Below are 11,832 nucleotides of genomic sequence, written 5' to 3' on the forward strand. Positions count from 1 at the left end.
GTAAGTAATTATTTGTGCACAGATATAATGTCTGCTTGTTTTTCTGTGTGTAATAAAGGAGAAGTTAAATGCCTAAAAAAACACTTATTATCACAGGAACAAGACCTGAAATAATTAAAATGGCACCAGTATATAATCAGTTTAAACAACAGGGACAAGCGATAGAGTGGTGTCATACAGGTCAGCACGATACGCTTGCTGAACAAACCTTTGAAGTATTTGATATTAAGCCAGATTATGTTTTTCAACGTCCTGCAGGTAGCACGCTAACAGACTTATTATCTGGTTTAATGACAAATATCCAACCGTTATTACTGCAGAATGCTTATGATTGCGTATTGGTTCATGGTGATACTAGCTCAACATTAGCGGGCGCAATGACAGCTTTTTATGCTCAAGTACCTTGTATTGGCCATGTTGAAGCAGGCTTACGCTCTGGCAATTTACAGCACCCATTTCCTGAAGAATCGAATCGCACCTTAGTCGCTCGTATCGCTAACTTACATTTTGCGCCGACAGAAATGGCAAAACAGGCATTATTGTCTGAAGGGGTTAATCCTGAAAGCGTGATGGTAACGGGGAACACTGCTATTGATGCGCAGAAACTGCTACTTGATAAAGGCATATTAAATCCAGAAATCAACAATACAGTCTTAGTTACAGCCCATCGCCGTGAAAATTGGCAATCTATCCCAACGATATGCGAAGCGATCAAACAGCTATCAGCACTTAAACCTGAATTACATTTTATTGTCGCCGTTCATCCAAATCCGACAGTAAAACAAGCCGTTATCGATAACCTAAATGGGGTAGAACAAGTCACAATTGTTGAACCATTGGATTATCTAGCACTACAACAGGTTTTAGCGTCATCAGTGCTTACCATGACTGATTCCGGTGGCATTCAAGAAGAGGCGCCAACCTATGGTACGCCTGTTGTGATTTTAAGAGAAACCACAGAACGCCCTGAAGCCTTAAATTTAGGTTTATCAGTATTAGCAGGTGCAGAAGACAGTAATCGTATTGTTGATGCTGCATTAACTTTATTAACACGTGGTAAATCAACACAGTGTGTAAACCCTTATGGTAAAGGCGATGCATCAGAAATGATTTGCCAGCGTGTAAAAGAGTATTAATCCATGGATATGTTTGATTTCTTTCTCTATTACCTCTACGGCTTACGTGTCGTGCTGTTTGTCACCATGGTAACGCTTTGTGTCTGTGGTATCGATGACTTGTTTATTGATATCTATTACTGGGTACGTCATTTCTGGCGAAAAGGAACAGTATATAGAAAGTTCTCACGTAAAAACGTTAACGATCTTTATCAGAAAGAAGAGCAACCATTAGCGATCATGGTCCCAGCGTGGCAAGAGTTCGGTGTGATCGACAAAATGGCAGAGCTGGCTGCTTCACGTTTAGATTACGAGAATTACCAAATATTCGTAGGCACTTATCCTAACGATCCTGAAACGCAAAACGATGTTGATCGTGTTTGTGCACGTTTTCCTAACGTACATAAAGTGGTTTGCGCGCGACCAGGACCAACCAGTAAAGCGGATTGTTTAAACAACATCATTGCTTCAATCGTCGAGTTTGAGAAAAAAGCCAAAATCGAATTTTCAGGCTTTATTCTTCATGATGCGGAAGACATCGTGTCGCCAATGGAACTTCGTCTTTACAATTACTTATTGCCTGATAAAGATCTGATCCAACTTCCGGTTTATCCCTATACCCGTAAATGGTATCAAATGACCCCGGGTCACTATGCCGATGAATTTGCAGAATTACATGGTAAAGATGTTGTCGTTCGTGAAGCGATTGCAGGTCAGGTACCAAGTGCAGGTGTAGGTACTTGTTTTAGTCGTAAAGCGATTACTAAATTATTGGAAGAAGGTGAAGGTCTACCGTTTGATGTTCAATCACTTACTGAAGACTACGACATCGGTTTGCGCTTAAAACAGTGGGGAATGAATGAGATTTTTGTTCGTTTCCCAATCATTGAAAAAGATCAGCAAACACTAAAAGAAGACTCATTTGGGGTATCACTACACGACGGTAATGTTGTCTGTGTCCGCGAGTATTTCCCAACCACATTTTCAACGGCTGTGCGTCAAAAAAGCCGTTGGATCATAGGTATCGTATTCCAAGGATTTAAAAATCAGAAGTGGACTAGCGATTGGAAGCTAAACTACTTTCTATGGCGTGATAGAAGGGGCTTTATTAACAATACAATTGGCTTCTTATCTATGCTTATCTTTCTACAATTAGTGGGCTTAAGTATTTATTCCTACTTGGTAAAAGATGGCTACCATTTTATGTCAATTATTGCCAATGACAGAATTACGCACATTATCCTTGTCGTTAATACCTTGTTGTTAATCAACCGGTTATTCCAACGTTTCTTCTTTGTTAGCCAATATTACGGTTACTTGGAAGGGGGATTATCACTACTGCGTTTATGTTGGGGTACCGTTATTAACTTTGCAGCAAACGTACGAGCTATTCATCAGGTGATCCAACAGGGGGATGCACGTCGTGTTGCATGGGATAAAACCACCCACGATTTCCCATCTATTGCTGATGAAACAAACAAAAAACCGGTCGGTGAAATTTTAAAACAGAATAAGAAGATCTCAGAAGAGATGCTTAACAGTTTATTAGAAAATATGCCGAAAAACCGCTTGTTTGGCTCTTACCTTGTAGAGCAAGGCATTGTAACTAATGATGATTTAAGTAAAGCCATTGCTGAGCAGTACGATGCTGAATTTGAACACTGTGATCCTTTTGAATTGGATCCTGAGTTGATTGATTTACTACCTAAAAAGCTCGCATTGAAATACTCAGTATTACCATTACGTAAAGATGGTGAAATGCTCATTTTAGGTAAAGAGATGCCACTTAGCCCTGTTGCATTGGCGACGATTACGCGTCGTTTAAAGTGTCCCGTTAAATGTGTGATCACAACCAATGGTGCGGTGACATTAGGTTTACGTTACTGGTATTTAGATCAGAAAAACATCAACCCTTACCAAATCATCGAAGATGAAATAGGTGATGATGCGAGTTCTCTAGATAACTATAAGAAATTGATTGATAGATATTTTGCTAGTCAAAGTCAGCTTGGTCAGTGCTTATTGTTAAGTAATAAAATTGAACCTGCGGTATTAAATCAGGCAATTTTAGCGTTTGAAAAAGAAGAAGATAAAAGCTTTGGTGCCTTTTTGATCAGCCATCACTATGTCACTCAAGATGCGGTTAATGAAGCGCTTGAATTACAAATGGCTCAACAAATGAATGCCAGTAACCTTATTAATGAATGCAGACAATACTCATGAATAAAATAAAAAAAACATCACTTGCTATCGCCTGCGCATTCATGAGTATCAATGTGCATGCCAATGATATCTATGCTCATTTATCAGATTCTGAGCATTTTCGCACATATCCGTATATTGATAGGGCTTACGAAGAACAAGCAAATAAGCAATATGCAGCGGCATTGGCTGAGGTTGATCACGCTTTGATCATCGCTCCCAAGCACATACCGTTTTTAAAGTTTGCATATCAGTTAGCCGTCAGTGCCCAAAAGCCTGTCAAAACACAGCTTAAGTATTTATCTCAGATCCCAAAAGATCAGCGGGGTGATGACATTCTTAATATGTGGCTACAAGATGCTAAAAAAGGCAAGTTTTACACCAATTCGCAATTGAAAAATATCGCGGATACATTAACTGAAAAACAAATGCGCAGCTTGTTCCTCGATAACTTATATAACCTTAATAAGCACCATGGAACTACAAGTGCATTGAAATGGAGTGAAGGAAAGCCACTGCAATATAAGTCGCTAGCCGCATTACGATTTGAGGCCTATAACCTTTATGCACAAAAGCAATATGCTAAGGCACAACCGATCTTAGAAACGCTTCATCATGGCTCTCACAGCAATGAAACTGACCTTAAGTTTTTAGCCTTAAACACATTAGCAAATGGTCACGAAAATAAAGCATTAAGTTATGGTGCGAAACTGACATCGGTAAGTGATCAGCAAGCATTTTACGGTCAATACATTGAGCATTTACTCGCCACCTATCAATACAGTAAAGCCAAAGTGGAGCTTAACCAGTTACACGCTAAAGATGCGTTACCTGAATCCCTAGCGAAACAGCGTGATTACTTAAACTCACTTGATAAGCAATCGCTAAATGCATTCTCGGCAATGACACCTTGCTTGAAAACCACATTAACTGAGATTGGCGAGAATAAAAAAGCTCAAGCGATTCGACAACTTAAACAGTGTGATCCTCAAACAGATTCAACCATGTGGATCAAATTAGCGAGTGAGCTAGGTTTATATCACCAGATCGAAGCGATTGACTTTAAGCATGCAAGTGCGAAAAAGCTGAAAACGATGGTGTTATTAAGCCACTATAAACAGCAAAAGGCGTGGTCGAAAGTTATTAACTTACTGCACGATGACTACCATTGGGAATCGTTGTCTCGTGAGTTGGCTTACGCGTATTCACAACAAAGACAATACAAAAAAGCCGCGCAAATCTTATTCCGTACCTACAAAATCGATCACCACAATAGCGACTTAAATCATGCCGTATTTAATGCGTTAAAATTGCCAAATGGGGATGAATTAGCAGCATCAATGATAAATTATGGATTAAAAACCCATAAGCGTAAGTTACTCGCTGATCCTCACGTAGTACAAAACATTATTGATATCGCATTACGTAAAGTTGAGCTGTTTTCACCGCAAATAGTAGCGGATGCCAATAAAACAAAAGTGACATTGTCACCGCAAGTTTGGCAAATGCAACATCAGTGTCAGGTATTACAAGAAGCTACACCAACAACAGACTTCTTAAAACAAGCTACAGCGTATTGCCTTGCAGACAGCGATCCACTGAAAGCAGCCCAACATTACAGGGCATCATTGAATGGTCAGCCAACACAGCAACAAGCGTTAACGTTAGCTCAATGGTTTACTAAAGGAGAAGACTACAACACTAGCGCAATATATTGGCATAAAGCAGTACGTACTAATGACGATCTAAAAAAACTCACCCCGTATTCTCGTTATTTGTATATTCAGACACTTAATGAGACAGGGCAAACAAAGCTCGCGAATCAGCGTTGGTTAGCATCGGATTTTGATCCGCATAATGAACAATGGTGGCAGCTTGGTATTGAAATTGCGAAAAATATGGGTGATCAAAACCTATTAATATCACGCATAGAGCAGGGTGCAGATAATACGCAGTCGTCAGTATTAACCAAAGACTTCGCAAGATACATTGCTAAAAACAACGATAAAGCATTGGCAGAACGACTGTTTAAAAAAGATAAAAGCGGTAATGCCAGTGCATTCTTGGGGTATCAAACGTATCAAGAAGATCCAGCATTAGCGCAACGTGCATTTGCCAGTGCGTATCAACATCCGAAATATAAAAAAGATGTCAATATGATTGCGCAATATGCTGATATTGCAAATAAAAACGGTGATACAGTACTTGCATCTCAGCTATATAAAGCAGCCATTGATCAAGAGCTAACCAAACCAGCACCAGACAAGAAGTTGTTAACTTACTTACAAAGCTCACATAAAAACATTAACTTAGGTTGGAAATACAATGTTGCTGGTTGGATTGGGACAGATCAACAGCAAGCAATGCCAGGGGTATCTAACAGTACTGGTAATTACTTTTTATATGGTGAAGCGAAATACTATTTTGAGCATCCTTGGTTGCCACGTTCTGCCGTTTCCATTGCTACATTAAGTAATGGCGGATTTGCTGATACATCGTCAGACAACACTACAGATTTAGATTTATCGTATCAAGTTCAGCCGATTGCGAACCATGATACTTATTTAAAAGCCGGTGTACGCCAACGACTTATCGGTGATGATCATAAAACACGACCTTATATACGTGTAAGTTCAAACGTACTTTCAAACGATAAATGGTCAAAAGAATGGAAGCCTGATCTCAATCATTGGTTATATCAGAACCTTTATGCCGATGGTCTGTTATACCTAGATAATATACATGACTATATTTTGTTTGGACGTTACGAAATTGGTCAAACATTCAAGATTAAAAATGATTACCAACAAAGACTTACGCCATATACATTCATACAATGGGCGGATGACAGTAACAACACATCTACCGTGACAGGCTTAGGCGCAAGTTGGAACTGGAAATCACATAACACCAAATATAATGGGTTAGACGTAGATTCAGAAGTAGGTCTCGAATGGCAACACACATTACAAAGTTCACAGGTAAACAAGTCAGACGATGCTGTCTTACTGCGTTTTTCTTTTGCCTTTTAACGGGCTGTGAACAAACAGTAGATAGTCACGATCTTGGTATTTTCTATCAACCACTTAACCAAGATCGTGATATTCCATTACAGCAATGGCAACACTTTGGGACAGAAATAAAAAGCATTGGCATCAAAAATGTCGTGATTCAATGGACAAAATACGGCAATGAAGCGTTCGGAGAATCACATGGCTGGTTAGCAAAGCGAATGGAAGCATTGCAAGAGGACAATATAAAGTTATGGGTAGGGTTATATTCCGATCCCAATTACTTCCGTCAAATACATAGTGATTCAGCAACGCAAAAAGCGTATTTAGATGAGTACTTTGCGCAGTTACATAAATCATACTTACAGTGGCAAACTTGGTTAAAGATACACGCAAGTAAAGTGCAAGGATTGTATTTGCCGTTAGAGTTAACTGACTATGATTTCAAAACGCCAGCACAAAGGGAACAACTGGCACAAATCTTAAAACAGCAAGTAAAACTGTACGATGAACCGCTAATGATCAGCCTTTACTTATCTGGTCAATTACCTGAAAACCAGATAAAACAATGGACAGAACAGCTGACAGGTTTAGGTTTAATTGTCTACGTACAAGATGGCGCAGGAACGCAAGCGTTAGCAACGGATGAGCGCCATGCATACTTAAATAACTTGGGTTGTAATGTCGGTGTTATTCGCGAAATCTTCGTGCAAGACAAAGATGCCAAAACTTTCAAAGCTGATCGTGTCAGTAAAGGCAAACTCGACAGTATTTTGAATGAAGAAACGTGCCATCCAAACACCATGTTTTCTCTACGTTACTTACCAATCGCATCCAATCCTTTAAAACTGGTTGGTGAAAAGTAAACGAACCGCCAAGCGTAATTAAAACAGCCTCAAATTCTTATCGAGTTTGAGGCTGCTTTGCTTTTGGGTAATTCCAAATAATCCTTGTTCAAGAATGCATAGCGTTCGCAGAGCAAGAATTATTAATGGTAATTACCTATTTTATGGTAAATCAGCAATACTGTTAAATGACCCTGTAACAAACTAAAAAGCATGATTAATCAGTAAAGTAGTGGGGATTATGTGACAGATATTAGTCAGCTATCAGCGACACTATTAATCCAGATATCGTATTTAACATAAGGTACATAATGCGCACTTGTGTTGTGTTGTATCTTTATTAAGTCATTAGCTGGATTCTTAACACAACTCGCAATAACAAAATAAATCCATTCTATAGAGTTATGTTGATTGTAATAATGTTCATAGCAACCACTATTCAAGGATGAATATGAGACGTTATAAACTGATATTAATTTGCTTATTGGCAAGTATGACTAGCTCTTTAGCTGCTTCTGAAATCTATAAGTGCAGCGTTGATGGCAAAATTACTTTGCAAGATTTCCCTTGTAAAGATGACTATGAATATGGAATGACAGATTTAGATACTTTCGATGGCTGGAAGTATGGTATGAATATTCTGGCTTTTAAGAAGCAAGCCAAAATGAAGAAATTACCTATAAACCCAGGCACTTCTGCCATTTATTCGCAGTACAACGAGAAATATGCTAATAGTCAGCCTGATGCTAGAATCTATAATTACTCATCAACGATTGCTGGTCAAAAAGCAAATGTAGCTCTGTTTTTTACCCAAAAAACACAAGTGTTATATCGCATAAAAGTAAATTTCTTTGTCGTTCTATTACCTGCAGAGGAAAAACAATACTTCTATACGAGTTTAGTAAATCAGCTTTCAGCAAAGTATGGTCAATATATTGAATCCAAAGATTACCCATCAACAGCAAATGATTTAGCTAAAGTGTTTCTTGTTAACTTAGTCGGTACTGAAAAAGTTTGGGGTGCAGAGACAGACAGTATTATCTCTCTTACTGGAAACTTACCATCAGTAACAACATATACTCTCGATTATCGTTATAGCCCATTAGTTAAAACGAGTATTTCTGAAACCACGGATGAAATTCGTGAAAGTACAGACAAGGCTTTCTTTGATAGTTCTGTAAAGTTATAACCTAGTTAAGCCGACTAACTGTCGGCTTTAATCTTCTTAGCTCAATCACTATGACACCCCTTCCATTGCCACCGTATTACATTGCTGTTTACGTCTAGGATTCGACACATTTAGCATCTGAGTACTAGTGTGATTACTGTTGTGTGACGATTTACACAAATACTCATATTCATTGTTTTGTATATTAAACCGCTTTTAAACCGCAAGGATTGCTGTGTTTGATTTTACTGTTTATAACAATACAAGGAATGGTATGAAGAAGTTGATTTTTCTCGCTGTTATTGGTTATGCCGCTTGGCATTATTATGAAAATCAAGGTTTTGATTTACGAGATAAGATAGACGTTGAATTGTCCGATTTAAAAATTACGAAAAAGTATGCGAGTAAAAGTGATAGCTTCGATCAAGATTTAAACTTTACTTGTGATGGTCGTCAGTATTGTAGCCAAATGACATCACGTAAAGAGGCTGATTTTTTCCTAGAACATTGTCCAGATACTAAAATGGATGGTGATTTAGATGGTATTCCGTGTGAAAACGATTCTAGATTTTAACCTTTTCGCTATCAGCAATGCAGGATTAAAACATGGCTAAGCATCAATGCCCTAACTGTCACTCTCCTATTCCCCTTAGCTATTTGTTATTTAGCAAATACACAACTCAATATCGCTGTGTGAAATGTTCAGCACTTATGGCATCGAACCGTCGTAGAAAAATTACTGGATTAACACTGGCATTCTTTTCTGCGACGTTATACTCACTGATTAATAGCCATATACAAAATTCGTTGTTAGCAACTTTAGTAGTGTTTATTGTGTTTTTCTCAATCCTTTGGCTGGTTCCAAATCAGGTTGAATTGGTTGATGAGAAGAGTAAGGCGTAAACATCTTCAAAATAATCTCTGGCCTTACCTTTCACCGAATCGCTCTAACAAGAACTCAATAAACAATCATTGAAATGATATCGCACCAGAGTTGGCTTTGGTTAAGCTGCCGACTAAAATCCCATTCATTGCAACCGTTAACACGTCCATGGTTACCACTCCTCATTCCACTTCTGTTGTGCGGTGTGAGGCTCGGTGTTTGTGTTACGAGGCTGAACATGCAGTTCTAGATCTAACGCGGCGAGTAACTTGAAAAGCGTTTCTAGCTTGGTGCTTTCTGGGTTATTTTCAAACGCAGATACGGTGGTTTGTTTAATCCCCACCAGTTTTGCGGTATCACTTTGGGTTCTGCTTTGTGCTTTACGTTGGTCTCGCACTGCATTAGCGAGCATTTTAGCTGATGTGATTTGCATGGTTCCCACTTTAAATTATCCGCTATAAAGGATATTATGGTTTTATCCTCTACAGCGGATAATACGTTGTGCTAAGTGAGGTAATTAAAAACGGTAGCTTGTGCCAACATAGAAATTGTTCATAGTTAAAATTGAGCTGTCAGCAAACTGGTAACCTACGTTGATACCCATTCCGTTATGGAAGCGTTTTTCCCAACCCACTTGCAGGTCGGCACCCACCTTACTTTCATTATGTTTTACGTTATTCATTTTGTAATCAACATAGTGATAAGCAACACCAACTTTTGCGTACAATGCATTACCATGACTTAATGGATATTGCCCGTACAGTGATAAACGTGGTCCACCGTATGACGATACATCAGCTGATGACAGTAAGCTGGTAAAATCGCTAAAAATACCATCATAGCTTCGTGTGTAGCCGGCTTCTACCCCCATGTAATCGCTCAGCATATGACGATAATAGATATCAAATGCAACGGTATCTCCATCATTCGCATCATATTTTAGTTTAAAGTTTTGGGTGCCATAACCGATAGAACCGCCAATGATATTCTCGTTCGCTACTGCAGTTTGAGATAGCAAAGTAAGTGATAATAAAGTGAAAGCTGTTTTTAATCGCATGTTATCTCCTATCAGTAAATAGGCTTACGTTATAAGCTTATTTATTGATATTTATATGTTTTTTATAGTTATATGAATAAGTAAAAGCAGACGGTTTATCTACTACTTGAGTGACGCTATTTGTTTAGGTCGGCAAGTATATGAATAGATTATGAATGGAAACTGAACAGTGAATGATTTGTATTTGTATAAGGAATGTATGATTGGGTGTGGATTGATTGTGCGCATGTAACATTAGGTGAAATATCAACACATAAGCTGAGTTATAAAAAAGGAATAAGCATTGCTACCTATTCCTTTTATGTTTGTACTATTTAAAAACGGATATGGTTTGATTTTACTTTTTAGCTGTACGTTGCTGCTCTTTATGGGCAAGTTTGGCTTGTTTACGTTGTTCTATAAGTTGTGCTGCATCACCACCGACATGGGTTTCACCACGCGCATTGGCTAATTGCACTTGTTTTTCACGTTCACGAAAACGGGCTTTTTGCTCATCGCTGTGTTTATCAATACATTTTGGACAACTTACGCCTTGTTCAAAATGCTCTGATGCTTTGTCTTGTTCTGTGATTGGTAATCGACAGGCATTACACACATCGTAATGACTTTTTTCTAATTGATGATTAACTGCAACACGACCATCAAACACATAACAATCGCCTTCCCATAGGCTTTCTTCTTGCGGTACTTCTTCTAGATATTTAAGAATGCCACCTTCTAGGTGATAGACTTCTTCAAAACCTTGCTCTTTCATATAAGCGGTTGATTTTTCGCAGCGAATACCACCTGTACAGAACATGGCGACTTTTTTATGCTTAGTCGGATCAAGGTTTTCTTTCACATATTGCGGAAACTCGCGGAAGGTTTCAGTATTTGGGTTTACTGCGTTTTTGAACGTACCAATATCCACTTCGTAATCGTTACGAGTATCAACCAGTACGACATCGGGATCAGAGATCAGTGCATTCCACTCTTTTGGTTTTACATAAGTTCCCACTACATGGCGAGGATCAATCCCTTCCACACCCATGGTGACAATCTCTTTTTTGAGTTTTACCTTGGTGCGATTAAATGGCTGCTCTGCATTGTACGATTCTTTATAAACTACATCGGCTAAGCGTGGATCGTGCTTAAACCATTGCAGTAAAGCATTAATGGATTCTCGTTTTCCAGCGACGGTACCGTTGATCCCTTCACTTGCTAGTAGCAATGTGCCTCTAATGTTATTGGCTTCTAATAGATCTTTGAGTGGTTGTTGGATTTGTTGGTAATCATCAAGTGCAACAAACTTATAAAGTGCACATACAACGTATTGTGTCATTGTTCTTCCCTCTGCGAGCTGGATCGTAAATCCAGAGCGTTATCCGTAGTATTTATAACCATAGCTTTTTTAAAAGCGGTTGCAGTATAAACAACTCGCACAACGACAAAAACCAACTAAAAACAGGGAGATAACTCTTTATTCTCTGTTTTAAATCCCTGATTTTTTAAACTCTTTTCACATTAATATCAAAGATGGTCTTAACATATTGATTCTTAGGTTATTTATTA

At 38.6% G+C, this 11,832-nt stretch carries 10 protein-coding genes; 7 read left to right on the forward strand and 3 right to left on the reverse strand.

The window, feature by feature from the left end; all coding sequences use genetic code 11:
- Positions 1-68: 68 nt before the first annotated feature.
- From wecB to E5A76_RS20700, 7 genes are all read left to right on the forward strand, one after another.
- On the forward strand, positions 69-1,136 hold the full coding sequence (gene wecB / locus E5A76_RS12970) for a non-hydrolyzing UDP-N-acetylglucosamine 2-epimerase (protein ID WP_161119188.1): 1,068 nt from the start codon (positions 69-71) through the stop codon (positions 1,134-1,136).
- A 3-nt stretch (positions 1,137-1,139) separates the two neighbouring features.
- Complete coding sequence (locus tag E5A76_RS12975) at positions 1,140-3,338, forward strand: glycosyl transferase family protein (RefSeq protein WP_161119189.1); 2,199 nt, start codon at positions 1,140-1,142, stop codon at positions 3,336-3,338.
- On the forward strand, positions 3,335-6,349 hold the full coding sequence (locus E5A76_RS12980) for an NfrA family protein (RefSeq protein ID WP_161119190.1): 3,015 nt from the start codon (positions 3,335-3,337) through the stop codon (positions 6,347-6,349). The genes E5A76_RS12975 and E5A76_RS12980 overlap by 4 nt, the downstream gene beginning before the upstream one ends.
- Positions 6,271-7,194, forward strand: a complete 924-nt coding sequence (locus E5A76_RS12985; protein WP_161119191.1) for a DUF4434 domain-containing protein — start codon at positions 6,271-6,273, stop codon at positions 7,192-7,194. Before E5A76_RS12980 ends, E5A76_RS12985 begins: the two co-directional genes overlap by 79 nt.
- Before the next feature lie 430 nt (positions 7,195-7,624).
- Positions 7,625-8,362: a DUF4124 domain-containing protein gene (locus E5A76_RS12990; RefSeq protein WP_161119192.1), complete on the forward strand. Its 738-nt coding sequence runs from the start codon at positions 7,625-7,627 to the stop codon at positions 8,360-8,362.
- Positions 8,363-8,615: 253 nt separating this feature from the next.
- On the forward strand, positions 8,616-8,915 hold the full coding sequence (locus tag E5A76_RS20695) for an excalibur calcium-binding domain-containing protein (protein WP_161119193.1): 300 nt from the start codon (positions 8,616-8,618) through the stop codon (positions 8,913-8,915).
- Between the two features lie 32 nt (positions 8,916-8,947).
- Positions 8,948-9,244 carry a hypothetical protein gene (locus tag E5A76_RS20700; protein ID WP_237459060.1) on the forward strand — a complete coding sequence of 99 codons (297 nt, stop codon included), beginning with the start codon at positions 8,948-8,950 and terminating at the stop codon, positions 9,242-9,244.
- Positions 9,245-9,396: 152 nt separating this feature from the next.
- On the opposite strand, the gene E5A76_RS13005 is transcribed toward E5A76_RS20700, so the two are convergent.
- The 3 genes from E5A76_RS13005 to trhO form a co-directional block, all read right to left on the reverse strand.
- Complete coding sequence (locus tag E5A76_RS13005; RefSeq protein ID WP_107165792.1) at positions 9,397-9,657, reverse strand: helix-turn-helix domain-containing protein; 261 nt, start codon at positions 9,655-9,657, stop codon at positions 9,397-9,399.
- Positions 9,658-9,741: 84 nt separating this feature from the next.
- A complete protein-coding gene (locus tag E5A76_RS13010; protein WP_161119194.1) occupies positions 9,742-10,281 on the reverse strand; it encodes a porin family protein in 540 nt (179 codons plus the stop codon).
- A 337-nt stretch (positions 10,282-10,618) separates the two neighbouring features.
- Complete coding sequence (gene trhO, locus E5A76_RS13015) at positions 10,619-11,602, reverse strand: oxygen-dependent tRNA uridine(34) hydroxylase TrhO (protein ID WP_161119195.1); 984 nt, start codon at positions 11,600-11,602, stop codon at positions 10,619-10,621.
- Positions 11,603-11,832 lie beyond the last annotated feature (230 nt).

Origin of the sequence: Photobacterium lucens, assembly GCF_009873615.1 — a bacterium.
Taxonomy (GTDB): domain Bacteria; phylum Pseudomonadota; class Gammaproteobacteria; order Enterobacterales; family Vibrionaceae; genus Photobacterium; species Photobacterium lucens.